Annotated in this window: 21 protein-coding genes; 1 reads left to right on the top strand and 20 read right to left on the bottom strand. The window is 47.6% G+C overall.

What is annotated here, in order from left to right; genetic code table 11:
• Position 1: 1 nt before the first annotated feature.
• The 19 genes from hisC to mtrB all read right to left on the bottom strand — a co-directional run bounded on the left by hisC (position 2) and on the right by mtrB (position 17,749).
• The gene (hisC, locus tag M1D71_RS18015) at positions 2-1,102 is read right to left on the bottom strand and encodes a histidinol-phosphate transaminase (RefSeq protein WP_458123083.1); all 1,101 of its coding nucleotides are present in this window, start codon (positions 1,100-1,102) and stop codon (positions 2-4) included.
• Positions 1,103-1,187: 85 nt separating this feature from the next.
• Complete coding sequence (gene trpA / locus M1D71_RS18020) at positions 1,188-1,994, bottom strand: tryptophan synthase subunit alpha (protein WP_458123084.1); 807 nt, start codon at positions 1,992-1,994, stop codon at positions 1,188-1,190.
• Positions 1,991-3,190, bottom strand: coding sequence for a tryptophan synthase subunit beta (trpB, locus tag M1D71_RS18025; protein ID WP_458123085.1), 1,200 nt, complete (start codon positions 3,188-3,190; stop codon positions 1,991-1,993). The genes trpA and trpB overlap by 4 nt, the downstream gene beginning before the upstream one ends.
• The gene (locus tag M1D71_RS18030) at positions 3,187-3,813 is read right to left on the bottom strand and encodes a phosphoribosylanthranilate isomerase (protein WP_458127288.1); all 627 of its coding nucleotides are present in this window, start codon (positions 3,811-3,813) and stop codon (positions 3,187-3,189) included. Before M1D71_RS18030 ends, trpB begins: the two co-directional genes overlap by 4 nt.
• A 110-nt stretch (positions 3,814-3,923) precedes the next feature.
• Complete coding sequence (trpC, locus tag M1D71_RS18035) at positions 3,924-4,712, bottom strand: indole-3-glycerol phosphate synthase TrpC (RefSeq protein ID WP_458123086.1); 789 nt, start codon at positions 4,710-4,712, stop codon at positions 3,924-3,926.
• Positions 4,702-5,742, bottom strand: coding sequence for an anthranilate phosphoribosyltransferase (gene trpD / locus M1D71_RS18040; RefSeq protein WP_458127289.1), 1,041 nt, complete (start codon positions 5,740-5,742; stop codon positions 4,702-4,704). Before trpD ends, trpC begins: the two co-directional genes overlap by 11 nt.
• 68 nt (positions 5,743-5,810) lie before the next feature.
• Complete coding sequence (trpE, locus tag M1D71_RS18045; RefSeq protein WP_458123087.1) at positions 5,811-7,379, bottom strand: anthranilate synthase component I; 1,569 nt, start codon at positions 7,377-7,379, stop codon at positions 5,811-5,813.
• A gap of 684 nt (positions 7,380-8,063) precedes the next feature.
• The gene (gene aroH / locus M1D71_RS18050) at positions 8,064-8,441 is read right to left on the bottom strand and encodes a chorismate mutase (protein WP_458123088.1); all 378 of its coding nucleotides are present in this window, start codon (positions 8,439-8,441) and stop codon (positions 8,064-8,066) included.
• A gap of 5 nt (positions 8,442-8,446) precedes the next feature.
• Positions 8,447-9,541 (bottom strand): 3-dehydroquinate synthase, encoded by a 1,095-nt coding sequence (gene aroB, locus M1D71_RS18055; RefSeq protein ID WP_036607679.1) that lies wholly within the window; start codon positions 9,539-9,541, stop codon positions 8,447-8,449.
• Position 9,542: 1 nt separating this feature from the next.
• Positions 9,543-10,712, bottom strand: coding sequence for a chorismate synthase (gene aroC, locus M1D71_RS18060; protein ID WP_145322480.1), 1,170 nt, complete (start codon positions 10,710-10,712; stop codon positions 9,543-9,545).
• A 178-nt stretch (positions 10,713-10,890) separates the two neighbouring features.
• Positions 10,891-11,685 carry a CheR family methyltransferase gene (locus M1D71_RS18065; protein WP_458123089.1) on the bottom strand — a complete coding sequence of 265 codons (795 nt, stop codon included), beginning with the start codon at positions 11,683-11,685 and terminating at the stop codon, positions 10,891-10,893.
• A gap of 25 nt (positions 11,686-11,710) precedes the next feature.
• A complete protein-coding gene (gene ndk, locus M1D71_RS18070) occupies positions 11,711-12,154 on the bottom strand; it encodes a nucleoside-diphosphate kinase (RefSeq protein WP_017687704.1) in 444 nt (147 codons plus the stop codon).
• 193 nt (positions 12,155-12,347) lie between these two features.
• Positions 12,348-13,322, bottom strand: a complete 975-nt coding sequence (locus M1D71_RS18075; RefSeq protein ID WP_458123090.1) for a polyprenyl synthetase family protein — start codon at positions 13,320-13,322, stop codon at positions 12,348-12,350.
• 346 nt (positions 13,323-13,668) lie between these two features.
• Positions 13,669-14,289 carry a UbiX family flavin prenyltransferase gene (locus M1D71_RS18080; RefSeq protein WP_145322488.1) on the bottom strand — a complete coding sequence of 207 codons (621 nt, stop codon included), beginning with the start codon at positions 14,287-14,289 and terminating at the stop codon, positions 13,669-13,671.
• Complete coding sequence (locus M1D71_RS18085) at positions 14,289-15,155, bottom strand: UbiA-like polyprenyltransferase (RefSeq protein ID WP_458123091.1); 867 nt, start codon at positions 15,153-15,155, stop codon at positions 14,289-14,291. Before M1D71_RS18085 ends, M1D71_RS18080 begins: the two co-directional genes overlap by 1 nt.
• Positions 15,148-15,876: a demethylmenaquinone methyltransferase gene (locus M1D71_RS18090; RefSeq protein WP_458123092.1), complete on the bottom strand. Its 729-nt coding sequence runs from the start codon at positions 15,874-15,876 to the stop codon at positions 15,148-15,150. The genes M1D71_RS18085 and M1D71_RS18090 overlap by 8 nt, the downstream gene beginning before the upstream one ends.
• Before the next feature lie 14 nt (positions 15,877-15,890).
• Entirely contained in the window at positions 15,891-16,754 is an 864-nt protein-coding gene (locus M1D71_RS18095) for a heptaprenyl diphosphate synthase component 1 (protein WP_458123093.1), read from the bottom strand.
• Positions 16,755-16,855: 101 nt separating this feature from the next.
• Positions 16,856-17,407 (bottom strand): hypothetical protein, encoded by a 552-nt coding sequence (locus M1D71_RS18100; protein WP_458123094.1) that lies wholly within the window; start codon positions 17,405-17,407, stop codon positions 16,856-16,858.
• 120 nt (positions 17,408-17,527) lie between these two features.
• Positions 17,528-17,749 carry a trp RNA-binding attenuation protein MtrB gene (mtrB, locus tag M1D71_RS18105; protein ID WP_017687697.1) on the bottom strand — a complete coding sequence of 74 codons (222 nt, stop codon included), beginning with the start codon at positions 17,747-17,749 and terminating at the stop codon, positions 17,528-17,530.
• 147 nt (positions 17,750-17,896) lie between these two features.
• Between mtrB and M1D71_RS18110 the strand changes: the two genes are divergently transcribed.
• Entirely contained in the window at positions 17,897-18,058 is a 162-nt protein-coding gene (locus M1D71_RS18110) for a hypothetical protein (protein ID WP_186327808.1), read from the top strand.
• Positions 18,059-18,124: 66 nt separating this feature from the next.
• On the opposite strand, the gene M1D71_RS18115 is transcribed toward M1D71_RS18110, so the two are convergent.
• The gene (locus M1D71_RS18115; RefSeq protein ID WP_024630670.1) at positions 18,125-18,397 is read right to left on the bottom strand and encodes an HU family DNA-binding protein; all 273 of its coding nucleotides are present in this window, start codon (positions 18,395-18,397) and stop codon (positions 18,125-18,127) included.
• Positions 18,398-18,569 lie beyond the last annotated feature (172 nt).

Genomic DNA, 18,569 nt, shown 5'->3' on the forward strand with positions numbered 1-18,569 from the left:
ATTAAGGGCGTGCTACCGCCTTCTCAGCCAGCGTGTTCTCCAGTGCCGTGACAAATGCACGATTCTGTTCTGATGTTCCGACGGACACACGAATATATGTTGGGTATACGTGGAATCCTGGGCGAACGATAATGCCTTGTTTGAGCAAGGATTGGAACGCCGTTGCCGAAGGCATATTCAGATCAACCATAATAAAGTTACCCTGCGAAGGGAAATACGACAATCCCAACCGCGTAAATTCATTTTGCAGAAAATCCCGATCCGCTGCATTCCGCTTCGAGCACTCTTGAACAAACTCCTGATCCAGTAGTGCAGCCGTTGCTGCAACCTGTCCAAAACGCGAGGTGTTAAACGGCTCACGTACACGGTTAATCAAATCAATAATCTCGGGACGTGCAATGCCGTACCCGATCCGGAGCGAAGCCAAACCATAAATTTTGGAAAATGTCCGCAGAATGACCAGGTTCGGGTACCGTTCGATCAATGGCACACTTTGCGGATATGCTTCATCGGTTACGAATTCATAGTACGCTTCGTCCAGTATGACCATCACATGAGCAGGTACACGGTCCATAAAGGCTGTAAGTTCCTGCTCGGAGATAATCGTACCTGTCGGATTATTTGGGTTACATACCCATACCGCTTTGGTCTTGTCATTGATTTGTGCGAGCATGGCGCTCAGGTCATGCGTTCCATCCTTCAGAGGCACTTCAATGGTAACGGCACCCTCAATATCTGCATTGCTTTTGTATACGGAGAATGTCTGATCAGCCATAATGGTTTCATCTCCGGGTAAGAAGAAAGCTCTCGTGATCAAAGCAATAATCTCATCGGAACCACAACCAAATATCAGATTGTTCCGTTCCACGCCAAGATGCTTGGCAAGAACCCCTGTCAGCTCAGCTGAGCTACCGTCAGGGTATATGCTTATGTTAGTCATTTCTCTCGTAATGGCTTCCAGAGCGGCAGGAGAACTGCCGTATGGGTTTTCGTTGGAGGCCAGCTTGATGACTTGTTCAAGCCCCAGTTCACGTTTCACTTCTTCAATCGGTTTGCCCGGCTGGTACACAGGCAGATTGACAATCTGGGATTTCGGTTTCAACCCGACCGCCTCCTGTTATTGAAATAATGTTGGACACGAATCAGCGTGTACTGCACTTGTCCAAAGATGTACTTTCAGGACATCCCTATCCTTTTAATTGTGCCACAAAGTTGCGAATTTGCAACAGTCCCGCTTCACGCGTATCGGGATTTCCAAGCAAAGGAATCGCGTCTTCCACCTGACGAACGATAGCACTTCCTACAACAACACCATCGCAGATGCGGGAGAAATGCGCCACTTGCTCATGACTGGAGATACCGAATCCTACCGCCACCGGCAGGTCTGTCAGACTTTTCACCGTCTCGATGAAGCTTTCTACACCATCAAAGAAAGAAGCCCTCTCTCCGGTTACACCAAGGGAAGAAACGCAATAGATAAATCCGCTCGCTCCCGTCACAATCCGCTCAATCCGTTCATTAGACGTAGGTGCAACGAGCGGAACCAGATGTACACCGGCTCGATGTGCACGCTCACGCATCTCTTCCGCTTCCTCAATTGGCAGATCCGGAATGATCATGCCGCTAATATCGTGTTTGACCAACTCTTCAAAGAACACATCGAGTCCAGTCTGCAACACCGGATTATAATAGGTGAACAGCACAAAAGGCAGTTTCACACCTGCCTCACGAGCTTTTGCAGCTGTTTCCATGACAGTACGAATGGTAACCCGGCTCTTCAATGCCCGTTCGGAAGCACGCTGAATGACGGGTCCATCCGCAAGCGGATCGGAATACGGGACACCCAGTTCCAGAATGTCTGCTCCGGCATGCTCAAGCTCCTTGATGATATCGATCGTTGTCTCCACATCCGGATCTCCAACGGTTAGAAAGGGGATAAGTGCTGTGCGATTCTGTTCCTTCAATTGCTGGAAGGTCTGGTCCATCAGATTCATGCCAAGTCGCCTCCCGTGTATTTCATGATGGATTCAACATCCTTGTCTCCACGTCCCGACAGACAGATGACAACGATATCGTCCGCTGTGAGTTCAGGGGCCAATTTAACAACTTGGGCAACCGCATGTGCAGACTCCAGAGCAGGAATGATTCCTTCCGTCCGGCATAGCAATTGCAGAGCATCCAGAGCTTCCTGGTCCGTGATCGGTACATATTTCGCCCGTTCAATATCCTTCAGATAGGAATGTTCCGGACCAACACCCGGATAATCAAGCCCTGCCGAGATGGAATGTGCTTCCTGTACCTGTCCATATTCATCCTGCAACAAGTAGCTCATGGAACCCTGGAATACACCATGCGTACCTTTGCTCATTGTCGCCGCATGATACTCGGTATCCACCCCTTTGCCTGCGGCCTCAACGCCAACAAGCTTCACATCCTGATCACCGATAAAAGGATAGAACATACCGATTGCATTACTACCGCCACCGACAGCGGCTACAATCACATCTGGCAAACGTCCTTCGATCTCTTGAATCTGACGACGGGTCTCATCACCGATCACACGCTGGAAATTCCGAACCATCATCGGATAAGGATGGGGACCAACAACTGATCCGAGGACATAGAACGTATCCTCCACATTGCTGACCCAATAACGAAGTGCTTCATTACCTGCATCCTTCAATGTACGTGTTCCAGACGTAACCGGAATCACTTCTGCTCCAAGCAGCTTCATCCGAAATACGTTTAACTGCTGTCGCTGTGTATCCTCTTCGCCCATAAATACTTTGCATTCCAGTCCGAGCAATGCAGCTACTGTCGCCGTTGCAACGCCATGCTGGCCTGCTCCCGTTTCGGCAATCACTTTCTTTTTGCCCATACGTTTGGCAAGTAAACCCTGTCCAATGGCGTTATTAATTTTGTGTGCACCTGTATGGTTCAGATCTTCACGTTTCAGATAAATTTTAGGTCCGCCCAAGCGACGAGATAATTGCTCTGCATGGTACAATGGCGTTTCACGTCCAGAATACTCGCTTAGCAGATAGTTCAGTTCCTTGTTAAATTCCTCGTCTTCCGAGAAGTGGCTATAGGCTTTCTCTAGTTCAATGAGTGCGTTCATTAGTGTCTCGGGTACAAAGCGGCCTCCGAAGGGACCGAAACGCCCGTGTTGATCCGGCAATTGATGTGTCATGCCTGCTTCACCCTTTCTACGAATGCTGTAATTTTGGCGATATCTTTTACACCTTCAGTCTCCACGCCGCTGGATACATCGACGCCGAAAGGTGCATATGTCTGTATTAGTTGTTGTACATTGTCCGGCTGCAAACCTCCTGCAACGAACATCCCAATGCCGTGACTTTTCGCCCATTCGGCATAGGCAGGAATACGTTCCCAGGCGAAGGTTTTGCCGGAGCCTCCTCCATACTGAGGATCATAGGTATCGAGCAATATCGCATCCACGAATTTATCGTAAACATCAAGAGCCGTTATGGCTGTATCATCAGCTTCCGGACCCGTTTCATCTTTTGAAAAAGAAATAGCCTTGAACACCTCGGCATTCCACCGCTGCTTCACCTGCTGGCAAAATTTCGCAGTCTCTTGTCCATGCAGTTGAATAACATCCAGTTGAACGACCTCCATAATGTGTTCCAGCTCTTCGAGAGTAGGATTCACAAATACACCGGCAAGCTTCGGCCGATCATAAGCTGACCATTCGAACAGCACCGTTCTTAATGCAGCAGCCAGCTGAGGTTCGATTCGGCGGCGTGACTTGGCAAAAATAACACCAATGTAATCCACAGGCAAGTTTATCATCGATTTTAGCACTTCAACGTCCTGAAGTCCACATATTTTTACGGCCGCTGGCAGCGGGTTTCTCAGTTCTGACTGACTGTCGCCTGTGCCATCGTGTATGGAGGTATTCATCATTTGGGTCCCATCAGATCATATACAACTGCCTCGACATCATCCTTGCGCATGAGATGCTCCCCTACAAGGATACCGTGAACCCCTGCTTCGATTAAAGGTACTGTTGATTCTGGTCCATCAATTCCACTTTCGCTGATCAAGGTGACACCACTCGGAATCAATTCCATCAAATCCAGTGTCGTATTCAGACTGGTTTCGAATGTTTTCAAATTACGATTGTTGATGCCCACAAGCGTTGCCTGCGGAATTCCCAATACTTGCTCCAGTTCTGTCCGATCGTGGACTTCAATTAAGGCATCCAGCCCCAGACTTTTGGCGAATTCCAGATAGTGACGAATCTGTTCTGGTGTCAGAATGCTGGCAATCAGCAGGATTGCATCCGCACCCAGCAATCTTGCCTCGGCAATCTGTCGTTCATCTATAATAAAATCCTTGCGTAATAGCGGAATGTTCACCACCTGATGGATAGCCTGCAAGTACTCATTACTTCCTTGAAAATACGACACATCTGTTAATACGGAGATGCAGTCTGCACCCGCTCGTTCATAAGCAGAAGCAATCTCTACCGGATGAAAATCCGGGCGGATCAACCCTTTGGACGGCGAAGCCTTCTTCACTTCAGCGATAAGACCGAGTTTGCGATTGCGTCTGCTCGATAATGCTTGTTCAAACCCCCGGGTTGCGGGTAGTTGTTCGATTTTTTGGATAGCTTCATCCATGCGAAATGTTTGTGCCAGAACTTCAACTTCCTTATGTTTGGTTGCAACGATTCGATCAAGATACATGACTGTACGCCTCCGTTGTATGAATTAACTGTTCAAGCTTCCCGGCAGCTTTCCCCGAATCTACTGCTTCTGCGGCAAGTGTCACCCCTTCAGCAATGCTATCTGCAAGACCCGATACATAGATGCACGCTCCGGCGTTCAGCAGAACGACGTCGCGGTAGGCACTCCGATCACCTTGGAAGATCCTCTTAATAATTTCGGCATTCTGTGCCGCATCTCCTCCAAGCACTGCTTCAAGTGGATGCAGAGACAAGCCCATATCACGTGGATCAATATCATAGGTGTGCACTTCACCATTGCGCAATTCAGATACCTGAGTCGGTGCCGAGATGCTGATTTCATCCAGACCATCATGACTGGCCACGACCAACGCTCTTTTGAGACCAAGACGATTCAGTACTTCAGCAATCATCGGCGTCCGGGAGCGATCATACAGGCCAAGCAATTGGCGATCCGCTCCGGCAGGATTGGTTAAAGGTCCGAGCATGTTGAATATAGTACGAACACCCAGCTCTTTTCTTGGTCCTGCTGCATGCCGCATGGAAGGGTGATATACCTGGGCAAAGCAGAAGCAGATTCCGATATCATCGAGACACTGTCTGGCCTGCTCGCCGTTCAGATGGATATTTACACCGAGTGCCTCTAATACATCCGCGCTTCCCGCTTTGCCTGAAGCAGAACGGTTGCCATGTTTGGCGACCCGAACCGAGACGGCCGAAGCAATGATGGCGGATGCTGTGGAAATGTTGAACTTGTGAATACCCGAACCACCTGTTCCACAAGTGTCCAGCAAGCCGCTGCCATCCGTGAGAATTCGTCCGCCCTGACCACGCATGGCTTCAGCAAAACCAGTGATCTCATCCACCGTTTCCCCTTTCATCCGCAGCGCCATCAGCAAACCTCCGATTTGAGCCGGCGTAGCCTCACCTCTCATGATCGAATACATCAAATCTCGTGCTTCGGCTTGCTCCAGATGACTGCCCTCCAAAACCTTTGCCAAGCCATTCTTCATACCTTCCTCACGAGCAATCTCAGCTACGGGTGTTACTGGTTTCTCATTCATCATTGGGTTCATGTTCATCTCCGGTCTCTCCTCTCTCAGTTCTTAACGGCGGTTGGTGTGACAAAATAGTCTGCATTCGCCAGTCTCAACGTGCTGTCTTTGTCTTTGGCAGGAAACATTGCTTCTGCTGTCCGAATCGCCTTGAGCAGCGCTTTGGCTTTGTTAACGGTTTCCTCATATTCCTTCTCAGGCACGGAATCCCACACGATTCCCGCTCCGGCCTGTACATATGCTTTTCCTTTTTTGAAAATAATCGTACGAATCGTAATACAGGAGTCCATGTTACCCGAGAAACCGAGGTATCCAATCGCTCCTGCATAGGCACCCCGTGCCTCTTTCTCCAGTTCCGCGATAATCTCCATTGCACGCAGTTTCGGTGCACCGGATACGGTACCCGCTGGCAAACATGAGAGGAATGCATCGAAGAAATCCTTGTCGTCTCTAAGCTCGCCCGTAACGTTGGACACCATGTGCATAACGTGAGAATACCGTTCAATCTCCATGAACATGTCACACTTCACACTACCGAAGCTGGATACGCGGCCCAGATCATTACGGCCCAAATCTACCAGCATCAAATGTTCCGCACGTTCTTTCTCATCCTGTAGCAGGTCAGCAGCAAGTGCACGATCTTCCGCTTCTGTTGCCCCCCTAGGACGTGTGCCCGCAATTGGTCGTGTCTCCACACGATTTCCGTCCACCTTGACCAGTGCCTCCGGCGAGGTGCCGACGATAATCTCATCATCCATCTTGAGATAGTACATGTAAGGCGATGGATTTAGCGTCCGAAGTACGCGATACACGTGAAGCGGAGAAACTTCCGTATCGATATGGAAGCGCTGGGATAATACCACTTGAAAAATATCACCTGCGCGGATGTATTCTTTGGCTTGATCCACATTGCCGATAAACTGCTCCTTCGTAAGATTGGAGCGAATGTCCCCCAGCTCCACGTCTCCCGGAATGGAACGCGGATTCAGGTTTTCCCCGGGTCCTTGCTGCTGCAAACGTTCTGCGGCCTGCTCCAGCTTCTCCGAAGTCACTGCATACGCCTGCCGTATCTCATCATCCGTCGCTCCGTCTTTGACGTGTACATTACCGACTAACAGCATTTGCTGCTTCACATGGTCAAACACGATAATCTGGTCGCAGAACATAAAGCGAATGTCATCCATATTCAGATCATCCAGCGCGTGAGCTGGAAGCTTCTCATAATAGGACAGTAGATCGTATCCAAAGAAACCAATTGCCCCACCTGTGAATGGTGGCAGTTCATCATCTTTCGGGCTGCGGTACTTACGCAGCAATGCTTTCAGTTCTTCAATCGGTTTTCCTGGCAATTCACGGGTCTTCCCTGCTTCTTCTACAACAATCCGGCCTTTCTTCGCCGAAATCATCAGGAACGGATCTGTACCGATGAAGGAGTATCTCGCCCATTGAATACCACCCTCTACACTTTCCAGCAGGAATGCACGGTCGTTGTCAGCATAACGGCGGAATATTCGAATCGGTGTCTCCATGTCTGCCAGAATCCGTTTGACTACCGGAATCAGATTATACTCATTCGACATTTTCAGTACTTGATTAACGTTTGGCGTTATCATCAGATCACGTCCTTTCAGATTTATATAAGTTCAACTAAAGAGGTTACACTGACACTCCGATGACAGAACAACCTTCCGATCGCTGTTATCACCAGATTTTTTCGATTCCCTTTCTAAAGGGAAAATCCGGCGATAAAGGCGAACGCTCCGCTTCTTCAGGTTATTTCTGTCCTCTCCGTTTTTGCGTAAAAAGTTTAGTTGAACCTATATGGGTAGAAAAATATGAAAAAAACCTCTACCATCAGGTAGAGGTTTGGTTATAAGCTGTATTTAACAGGGTGATGCTTCATAAATAACAAGTCCCTATACTTCGCTGTCGGATTATGCACAGGTTGCTGAATGGATGCAAGTCACATCATTCAATCAGGTAAATACTTCAGTCATAACACGTCAACCACTCAGTCCAATATTTCATTAATAAGGGAGAGTTCATTGATTGTGTTTATACCAAAATATATCAAAACAAAAGATGTCCTAAGACAGACAAATTTGTTCGCCCTGTTCCTGTTACCTATTCCGTAGCACGACGTACCGTGAATCAGTTGACCGGTTTCTGTTGCCCCGGTTACCACCCACTGGACTCTGCTATATACTCCACTAGCTCAGCTGCTCTCAGCTCAATCTCTACTCTACTCAACTGGTTCTCACTATACATCATTATAACCGGTTTGACAACCCACTTGCTTAAGAACCAGAAGGTGCTGCCAGATCCGGACGTAATGCCTGTGCACCATTCAGGTACACATGATTGATTTCTTTCTGACTCTTGTTCGTATTCACATGTACCATGAAACGGATGCACTGTGCCAAGGCACCTTTAACTGGAACTTCCAGTGCACACATCAGTGGTACAAGCTCCCAGCCATCCAGTTGGCGAATAGCTTTTGCCGGGAAAGCAGCATCCAGATCTCCAGTTAACGTAATCCATACACTGCAGATATCTTCCGGTTGGATCTCATTGCGATCCACGATCTCCTGCAACAATACAGCCGTTTCTTTCAAAATCTGTTCTTCGTTGTTCTGCGTGACTGTTGTAGCCCCGCGAATTCCCCGTGTGACCATTGCTGTTATTCTCCCTTCCTGAGCATTTCAATGACGTCCCGAACTGCCGACACAGGTACGTCCTTCACAATTCTTGCAGCTCCAATCCGATCAGGAATGATGAACACCATATGACCTTCACGGAACTTTTTGTCATGCATCATCGCTTCCATTAATGCATCCGTGTCCAGATGCGCAGGCATTGTTGTCGGAAGGCGAAGTGAACGTAACATGCGGACCGTATCTTCATAGAGCCCTGCTGGCGCACCAAGCTTCTCACCAAGCAATGCTGATCCAGCCATACCGATCGAGATCGCTTCTCCATGCAGAAATTCTCCGTAACCCGCAATCGCTTCAATGGCATGACCAATCGTATGTCCCAGGTTCAATAACGCACGTTCTCCATTTTCACGTTCGTCTCTGGATACAATCTCTGCCTTAATGCCACACCCTCGCTCCAAGCCGTATCCCAGTGCTTCCGGATTAAGCGCAAGCAGTTCTTCCGCATGCTCCTCACACCAATGTGCAAAAGCCTCATCACGGATCAGTCCGTGCTTCAGCATCTCTGACAAACCTGCCGAAACATCTCGTGGCGGCAAGGATTGTAGTGTATCCACATCGTAGAGTACAAGCTCAGGCTGGTGGAATGCACCGATCATATTTTTGGCCAGCGGATGATTGACAGCTACCTTGCCGCCCACACTGCTGTCATGCGCCAAAATCGTTGTAGGTACTTGAACAAACTTGATTCCACGCATATATGTAGCAGCAACAAAGCCAGCCAGATCACCTACAACACCCCCACCTAGGGCCAGAATCGCAGAACTCCGATCCAGTTTGCCTTCGATGGCAACCGTCATCATATCCTGGTACACCGAAAGGGATTTCGATGTTTCACCAGAGGGGACGACCGCCGATACGACTGTATAACCAGCCGTACGCAACGTTTGCTCCAAACCTGACAAGTATTTGGGAGCCACATTTTCGTCTGTAATGATGAGTAACGGACTTTTTTTGGTCAAGCCATATTGCTCAAAGTATTGAGGTGCTTGCGCCAATAGGCCGCTACCAATCAGAATCGGATATGAGCGTTCCTCCAACTGTACCGTCAGCTGACGCATATTAGTAATTCTCCAGCTGAGCGTTATAGCTGGCAACGTTCGCACGGATCTCTTCCATCGAATCCCCGCCGAATTTCTCCAGGAATGCTTTGGCAATTTCCCATGCTACGACATGCTCCATAACCACACTCGCTGCGGGTACAGCACAAGCGTCTGAACGCTCAACCTGAGCCGTGAATGCTTCTTTCGTATCAATATCGACACTTTGCAGTGGCTTATACAACGTTGGGATCGGCTTCATCACACCACGTACAACCACTGGCATACCGTTCGTCATCCCACCTTCGAATCCACCGAGACGGTTGGTTGCCCGGTGGTAGCCGCGCTCATCCGTATGCATGATTTCATCATGCACCTGTGAACCACGAATGACTCCGGCTTCGAATCCGATCCCAATCTCTACACCTTTGAATGCATTAATGGACATAACGCCTTGAGCGATTCGTGCGTCCAGCTTGCGATCGTATTGAACATAACTTCCCAGACCAACAGGAACACCTTCAACGATACACTCCACAATTCCTCCGATGGAGTCACCTTCTTGTTTGATCTGGTCAATGTAGGCTTCCATCTTCTTCTCTGTCTCAGCATCTGTGACACGTACAGAGGAAGCTTCTGTCACTGCGATCAGTTCATCAATTGGAAGGTCATGATAAGGAGCTTCGATCTCTCCAATGCGAAGCACGCGCCCAGCTACCTTAATCCCGAATTCAGCTAGGAACTGACGTGCAATGGCACCGCATGCCACACGTACCGTTGTCTCACGCGCACTAGAACGCTCCAGTACGTTACGCAAGTCTTTGAGATTATACTTGAGTCCACCGTTCAGATCGGCGTGTCCGGGACGCGGACGATGAACGCGACGTTTCTCTTCGTCACTGCCTTCGATCGGCTCAATATTCATAATATTCTGCCAATGTTTCCAGTCATTATTTTGAACAACCAGCGCTACTGGGGCACCTGTTGTATATCCGTGACGGATACCACCAACGAAATTGGCCTGATCCTTCTCGATCTGCATCCGACGTCCACGGCCATATCCCTTCTGGCGGCGGTGAAGCTGGAAATTCAGTTCTTCAAAGTTAATCGTCAAATTACTTGGCAATCCTTCAATAATAGCGGTCAATTGGGGTCCGTGCGTCTCCCCTGCGGTTAAATAGCGTAAACTCATAATACGTTCCCCCTTTAAACTGTTAAACTTCACATTGCTAAAATCCCATAATTTCTTTGCTTATTATAGTATAGCTGACCGGCTTTGACAAGAAAGTCGACTCTTTCTTGTACTTGATATACAAATAACCGCCTGAACACATGTACATGTGCTTCAGACGGCTCAACAACCAATATCATTATTTCTTCCGATAGAAGAATGTCTCTGCTGTCTCCAGACCATATTGTCCCGGGGAGAAGATCTGCTCCGTACTGCCCACAAACAAAATACCGCCTGGACGCAAACTTGCTGCAAATTTGTGATACAACAGGTTCTTGGCTTCTTCGGTAAAATAGATCATGACATTCCGGCACACAATCAGATCGTACCCATCGTCAAAACGATCCACGAGCAAATTTTGTTTCATGAACTTGATCGAATTTTTGAGTTGCTCATCAATACGGTATACCAAGCCATCCTGCTTGAAATAACGGTTCGCCGTTTCCTTTGGCACATCCTTAAGGGAGCGTTCCATATAACGGCCTTCCTTGGCTTTGGCCAATGCACCTTCATCCAGATCGCTTGCCGTAATGGAACTGTCCTTCAAAATACCCATCGTGTCCAGAATCATGGCAAGTGTATAGGGTTCTTCACCTGTTGAACAGGCTGCACTCCAGACTTTGACACGACGCTTGGAGCCCAGCAGCTCAGGCAGGATCTCGTCCCGCAGTACTTCCCAGCGATTGGGATTACGCCAGAATTCCGACACGTTAATCGTCATGCGATCAAGGAACTCGTAAAACAATGATTTGTCTTTCTCCATAGCCTCAAAAAAGATAGAAAATGTATGAAACCCGTTTTTGTTGCGAAGTGTGGTCAGCCTTCTTTTCATCTGGCCTTCCTTGTATTGAGCAAGATCAATGCCTGTGCTCTCTTTGATTTTACGAATGAATCCGGTGTAATCCGGGTCTAGTAGTTGTTCTTGCTCCAGCATCGTGTATCACCCTTTTGGCTAATAATTACAACCAGGCTGCGATGCTCTTGTCGTATACCACCAGTTCATCTGAAGCAAAGAAATTTGCTGCTTCACGGGAAGCACTTTCCGGCGAATCTGCCCCATGAATCAGATTATGTGGTGTGTGGCTGGCGAAGTCTCCGCGAATGGTACCTGGAGCTGCTTCCTTCACATTGGTTTTTCCGATGACAATGCGCGCAAGCGCCACAATATCGTCCCCTTCCCACACCATGGCAAATACAGGCCCAGATGTGATAAAACGAACCAAATCATCGAAAAACGGTTTGCCCTCATGTTCAGCATAATGGCGTTTTGCCTGATCCTCAGACATCTGCACCAATTTGCCTGCCACCAACTTAAATCCTTTGTCTTCCAGACGGCTAATAATTCGACCGATCAAACCACGCTGCACACCATCCGGTTTCACCATCAAAAATGTACGATCCATCAGCTCACTCCTCACTCACGGTTCAAAGTTAATCACTATGTAAACGCAATCCCTCTGATTGTAACATACATGTCCAAATCCTCCCAATGAGGAATTTCACACGTCTGTTTAACTTTGGTTGTGAGCACCTTGTGTCAGACCCAATCAACTATGCGTTGTCCAGTCCAACATGTGAGTCTTCGGTCATACGATGTTAATGTGTACGTTTCACCACAAAATGAGCGATATCACGCAAATTTTTGGTCGTCTTGATGTTAGGCAGCTGATCCAGAGCATCGAGCGCTTTCTTCATATATCGGTCAGCAAGGGCTTCTGCTTTAGCAATTCCTTGACTTTGGCGAATCATTCCAATTGCATCCGATGCACTCGCCCGTCCTTCCTCATGCTGGACACGGGAAATCTCCTTCAGCAGAGGTTCACGCAACTCAGACTCTTGGAGCGCATACAGCACAGGAAGAGTGATATTCCCCTGCTTCATGTCACTTCCAGGTGGCTTGCCAAGTTGTTTCTCCGTACCCACCAGATCCAGTACATCATCTTGAATCTGGAAAGCCATCCCCACATTGTAGCCATAAGTATACAGCAGGGAAGATACATGCTCAGGGGCACGTGTGGCTAAAGCTCCTAACTGACAACTGACCGCAATCAGGAGTGCTGTTTTACGGCGAATCCGTAGCAGATAGTTACGAACACTTTGTCCCGTATTGAAAAAATCCCGAATCTGCTCCATCTCACCGATGGACATCTGTACCATGGCTTTGGCAAGTATGCGATGAATAGCCGGGTCAGATAATCCGGCAGTCATTTCAAGTGCCTTACCGTAGATATAGTCTCCAGTGTACATGGCAATCCGATTATCCCATTTTGACTTCACCGTTGGTTTCCCACGACGTGTCTCCGCATTATCAATAACATCATCATGAACAAGGGAAGCGGAATGAATGAGTTCCAGCGGAACCGCAACCAACTTCAGGCGCTCAATATCATATGTACCAAATTTCCCGCCAAGTAACACAAAAACGGGCCGCAACCGTTTTCCTCCTGCTTTAAGCAGATGAAGCGACGTTTCACTAAGCAGCTTCTGTTCTCCTCGAACACTGCGATACAACTCTTTCTCAATATAATCCATGTCCTTTTTTAACAACCCGAAAATATCCAATAGTTTCATTCGTTCACCCGTATCAGCGTATTGTCAGTCCATAAATCCATGCTTACCTTCCCCTCCAGCAAGTCGGGCATGCAGGCATCACGAAAAACCCGGCTTACCGTTCTTGCTTGTGTTCTTCTATAAGGTAATCTAACGTATTATTCTTCTTCGAATGTCGTGGCCGACACCCGGAAATTAAACTCTGCGACTTGTTCTGAAACAAAAGTACAGAAGTTGCCGGAGCATGGGTCAAGACTGTGGTATATGAAGACTAACCATCAGCACTCACCAATACCCCGGGATTCGGGGGACAACGACACCGCGCAACGCCCTGTCAAAAAAGACAGCCGTGGATCGGACTCAATCGTCATCCCCGTTCATCCGGTTCTCCCCATCTTTTAAAAAGTTGATGAGGGATGCGCAAGCTATCCAGCACTTTCCCCACCAAAAACAGAATCAACTCATCCATACTCTGAGGCTTGTAATAAAAAGCAGGCATTGCTGGTATCATTCTTACACCAAGACGGGAGAGCTTCAACATGTTTTCCAGATGAATCGCATGAAGAGGCGTCTCACGTGGTACGAGGATCAACGTCCTTCCTTCTTTCATCATGACATCAGCTGCGCGGGACATCAGATTATCCGAAGATCCTTGCGCGATGGATGAGAGAGTTCCCATGGAACAAGGCATGATAATCATGCCTTCGGCCAAATAAGAACCACTTGCGATGGAGGCCCCTATATCACTCACAGGATGATAGATCAGAGAACCGGCACGGTTTCCGAATTTTTCTTCCAGCACCGCGTCTCGATTCGTCACATCCCAGTCCATTTCTTCTTTCAGTACACGCCACCCTGCATTGGATATGACCAGATGAACGGTGTAATCCAGATCAAGCAGCGTTTCAATTAATCGAATGCCATATATACTGCCACTCGCTCCGGTAATTCCGACAACCAGTCGTTTATTGTCCGGCTGCTGTACCATTACTTCACCGCCAGATCAATCAAAGTAAACGTAAATACGATTAAACTGAGCAAACTGTTCATGGTAAAGAATGCCGTTTGTACACGGCTCATATCATTAGGCGATACAATATAGTGTTGATAGAAAAGAATTCCATACGTAACCAACATGCCTGCGCCATACCACCAGCTCAGATCTGTCATCAACAATAACGCAAGAAAACCAACCGCCGTAACCACATGGAAGAACTTGGCGATCTGCAATGATTTGGCTAAGCCAAAACGGGAAGGTATGGAATGAAGACCCTCTCCCTGATCGAATTCCAGATCCTGACATGCATAGATAATATCAAAACCTGCTGTCCAGAACACAATCGTAACGTACAGCACAATCGCTGTCCAATCCATCGTACCCGTTACAGCTACCCAACCACCAAGTGGTGCCAAACCAATCGTCATTCCAAGAACGATGTGGCATAGCCATGTGAATCGTTTGGTGTACGAATACAGTACCAGCATAAACACAGCAATGGGTAACAGCTGCATGGATAATACATTAAGATTGGATGAGGCCCAGAATAACATTATAAATGAGATGATGACGAATATAACCACTTCACCATTTTTCAACAGCCCTGCCGGGATGGCTCTCATCGCTGTACGCGGATTTTTGCCATCAATGGCTTGGTCAATAATTCGGTTCAAACCGAAAGCTGCACTACGTGCACCGACCATCGCAAGTAATACCCACATAATCTGCACCCAGGTTGGGAACGTACCGTTCACTACCATGGAGCCGAGGATGGCTCCCATAAATGCAAATGGTAAAGCAAAAAGCGTGTGTTCAATCTTGATCATTTCTAAAAAGATGCGAATTTTCCTAAACATGCTGATTCTCCTTGGTTCCAATATGCAGTGCCGCGATGCCTCCGGTCAGAGGGTAGGCCTGCACTTGCTGCAATCCGGTTTCTGCAAAAATGTCTGCCAGTTCCTTCCTTCCCGGAAAAATTGCCAGAGACTCCGGCAGCCATTTGTATTGCTCAAAACTTTTAGCGAACACTTTGGCAAGATTCGGTAAAACCTTCTCAAAATAAAAATAATAAATGCCTTTGAACGGCTGCCATGTTGGCTTGGACAATTCCAGGCAAACAACCATACCGCCCGGTTTTACCACGCGTTGCATTTCAGACAACACCTGTCTGAGATCAGGTACATTGCGCAGACCGAACCCGATCGTCACATAATCAAATGAATTATCTTCATAAGGAAGTGACATGGCATTCCCCTGTGTCAGAGTAATCTGCTTCTGACGCTGCACTGCATTGATCTTCGTCTGACCGACCTCCAGCATATTGCTGCTGAAATCAAGTCCGTGCATGTGCCCCGTTTCACTTGCCTCTGCCATGGCGAGCGTCCAGTCACATGTGCCGCAGCACAAATCAAGACCAGTATCGCCTTTGGACATATTCATCTTTTTCATCGTGAATTTACGCCAAGCCTTATGCCTGCGGAAACTCAGAATATCATTCATGACATCATACTTACCGGCTATACTCTGAAAAACCGAATGGACATATTCTTCTTTCGGTTTGGTTTCTCCGCTCCCCATTCGTCTGTCTCCCCTCAATCTTCCCTTACTGCCGCATGTGAAGGCTGTAAATATGTCAAGTAAGGCTCAAGTATTGCATGTAACTCATGCAAGCCCATTCGCCCTTCCTCGTCTTGCAACAACAGTTGAATGCGGTGTGTACACTCGCGAAGCTTGTATAGCAGAGCTTCGCCAACCTTATGCTTCATCACCATAGCGTTCCATGCGCGTGCATCCGGTTCAGACTGACGCAGCACATTTCGCTCATCGTCATTCCCATGCTCGTATATATGCCAGAATGCATAGCTGTGAAGATATTGTTGTTCGTCATTCATCCGCTTCAGTTCTTCCACGATCGTCTCGCAGGAGCTGAATTCGGTCAACAAGCTGTTCCATAACGACTCTTCATTCTCTTGAATCATGCCTGTAAATGAAAGAAACAGCTGCATCCTCAGCTGTACCGTTTCACGCAAGTATTCATCAGCCGAAACGAGAAGCTTCTTCATCCGTTCATACAGCGTCATCTTGCGTGCGTTCACTTCGGATACTGCACCACTGAGTTTGCCAATCATTTCAATTCTGCCGGCATGGGCAAGCAATTGATAAAAACGGCTACTTAAATAATCCCCGGCGAGCACATTCAGCTGACGCGAACGCATCTCCTGCTCTCTACGCTCTCCGGAAATGGTATCGATTCGATCATGCGTATCCATGGCCAACTGAACGAGCGAGGTTGCAAGAGCGTATAGCTCATGGTGCACCTTTTCGTCTGTGCGGCCCACAAATACCTGCAGCAGACGTGCCCGGCTATCCGGAAATGATGGGATTTCCGTATGTTGTCGAATCATGTCGTAATCCGTAAATTTCTTTGCTAGTTGGGGTACGCGATATGAATTCATTCTCAGCCTCCGAGCCTATACATTGTTAAACCATTTCTGCACTACAATCTTATATATTATATCATATGTTGAACGGGCACGCACTGAATCCTGCTATTCTATTACCCCTGACTTGTCATTTCGAATTGCTTCTTCCAGAGTTCGGTCTCCATCAGATGAAACCAGTCCTTCAATTCATCCGAAAAGGTAGCGCTTTTCCAGCTCCGTAATGTTTCAATCGCATACAGGGGCCACTCTCCACGCCGAATATCAGCCGCAAGTAACAGATGTCTTTTATGCATCCATTCATCTTCTGCCATCACACGCAGCAGCACCTGTTCGACGTTATCCAAAGTCCGAAAACTCAGCTCCGCCACAGCTGCCATGTTCTCATAGATTTCAGTGTAACTCGTACCCGTGCCCTTTACCTTGAGGTCCAGTGTCAAAATGGACTGTTTCCATTCTACTCTCGCAATGGGCGTAGATAGCTGCATGGTGCTAAGCACATCTACGAGATTGTCCTCCGTTAGCTGGACTGGTTGATGTGATGCGGAGACTGGCTGAACGTTTTCTCCGCCTGATGTACGCATATGTAAGGTTTGTATCGCAACAAGCAGAAAGACCGCCGCAACCGTTGCCAGCATTGAAGCAGTAACAATCATCCGCGGTTTCATATACGCCTCCCTGCCTTTACCTGTTAGTGTAGTCTGTCCGGTAAAGGCTCATACCTCATTGTACAATGAAAAAAAGCAGGCTATGCCTGCAATCTTCATTTGATCGTATTCAACCGTCCATTACTCCGATTCAATCTGTCCATGCTTGGTAATCAGCGTGGCTTTGCCCCGGATTTTAATAGCTGAAGTATGAGTGGTAAACTGGGCAAACATTACTTCACCCTTGTCCAATTTCTCGGTGTGATGAAAACGTGTATCCTGACCTCTGGTTAATCCGATCACCTGGACACCATTTTCCTCTGCCTTAATTACAATATAATCATTGCCGGTTGGATGATCCATCACGCACGTCCCCTTTTCTAGTTCGATAGCGTTAATGATGATTAAGATTGTTTCATTTGTCAACCAGCGCCTTATGCGAATAAACCGCAAGAATCGGATATCCTAGGGTCATACTACAGTTGTACATCCACAGAAAGGAGAATCTGCATGAAGTACACCCCTGCCGCACTCACAGACGAGCATATTCATCAATTAAAAGAAATTGAACAGCATCTGTCTGCAGCAGCTGGCGAAGAATTGATTCTCGTTGCTTATGCCGGGCAACCGGATGATCCTGAACCCTCGGATACCCGAAAGAATCATCATTAAAGGGCAAAAGAAAAGGCCGTGAACAAGTCACGGTCTTTTTGTCGACATATGGAATATGTAGAAATCTTATTTAATTCCGTCTTTGAGCGCTTTACCTGGTTTGAACGCAGGAATTTTGCTCGCAGGAATTTCGATTTCTTCACCTGTTTGCGGGTTGCGTCCTTTACGTGCAGAGCGCTCGCGAACTTCGAAGTTCCCAAAACCAACCAATTGTACTTTATCTCCGCTTTGAAGAGCCTCAGAGATTGCTTCGAATACGGCATCAACCGCTTTCGTTACATCTTTCTTGGACAATTCAGTCGCTTCGGATACGTGTGTAATCAAGTCTGATTTGTTCATTTGTTTTTCACCTCCTGAATCAATGTCCTGAATGTTATACTGTGTTTCCGTTTTATAGCGAAATATACGTTCATACGCAAAAAATCTACGTACATCTTGAGCGTTGAACACAAATCTCCGCCAGCGGTCAACAGTCATTTTCGGCAGAATGTCGCCTGAAACCAAGGGCATT

This window comes from Paenibacillus sp. Z3-2, assembly GCF_054161325.1.

Coding starts and splice junctions, on each gene's coding strand:
- trpB (WP_458123085.1), bottom strand. CDS start 3,190: ATGACACATCAATTGCCGGATCAACACGGGCGTTTCGGTCCCTTCGGA.
- mtrB (WP_017687697.1), bottom strand. CDS start 17,749: ATGGATCATCCAACCGGCAATGATTATATTGTAATTAAGGCAGAGGAA.
- M1D71_RS18110 (WP_186327808.1), top strand. CDS start 17,897: ATGAAGTACACCCCTGCCGCACTCACAGACGAGCATATTCATCAATTA.
- M1D71_RS18095 (WP_458123093.1), bottom strand. CDS start 16,754: ATGAATTCATATCGCGTACCCCAACTAGCAAAGAAATTTACGGATTAC.
- M1D71_RS18075 (WP_458123090.1), bottom strand. CDS start 13,322: ATGAAACTATTGGATATTTTCGGGTTGTTAAAAAAGGACATGGATTAT.
- aroC (WP_145322480.1), bottom strand. CDS start 10,712: ATGAGTTTACGCTATTTAACCGCAGGGGAGACGCACGGACCCCAATTG.
- M1D71_RS18065 (WP_458123089.1), bottom strand. CDS start 11,685: ATGCTGGAGCAAGAACAACTACTAGACCCGGATTACACCGGATTCATT.
- M1D71_RS18080 (WP_145322488.1), bottom strand. CDS start 14,289: ATGGTACAGCAGCCGGACAATAAACGACTGGTTGTCGGAATTACCGGA.
- aroH (WP_458123088.1), bottom strand. CDS start 8,441: ATGGTCACACGGGGAATTCGCGGGGCTACAACAGTCACGCAGAACAAC.
- M1D71_RS18090 (WP_458123092.1), bottom strand. CDS start 15,876: ATGGGGAGCGGAGAAACCAAACCGAAAGAAGAATATGTCCATTCGGTT.
- M1D71_RS18115 (WP_024630670.1), bottom strand. CDS start 18,397: ATGAACAAATCAGACTTGATTACACACGTATCCGAAGCGACTGAATTG.
- ndk (WP_017687704.1), bottom strand. CDS start 12,154: ATGGATCGTACATTTTTGATGGTGAAACCGGATGGTGTGCAGCGTGGT.
- trpA (WP_458123084.1), bottom strand. CDS start 1,994: ATGAATCTGATGGACCAGACCTTCCAGCAATTGAAGGAACAGAATCGC.
- trpC (WP_458123086.1), bottom strand. CDS start 4,712: ATGTATCTTGATCGAATCGTTGCAACCAAACATAAGGAAGTTGAAGTT.
- M1D71_RS18100 (WP_458123094.1), bottom strand. CDS start 17,407: ATGAAACCGCGGATGATTGTTACTGCTTCAATGCTGGCAACGGTTGCG.
- M1D71_RS18085 (WP_458123091.1), bottom strand. CDS start 15,155: ATGTTTAGGAAAATTCGCATCTTTTTAGAAATGATCAAGATTGAACAC.
- M1D71_RS18030 (WP_458127288.1), bottom strand. CDS start 3,813: ATGATAAACTTGCCTGTGGATTACATTGGTGTTATTTTTGCCAAGTCA.
- trpE (WP_458123087.1), bottom strand. CDS start 7,379: ATGATAACGCCAAACGTTAATCAAGTACTGAAAATGTCGAATGAGTAT.
- aroB (WP_036607679.1), bottom strand. CDS start 9,541: ATGCGTCAGCTGACGGTACAGTTGGAGGAACGCTCATATCCGATTCTG.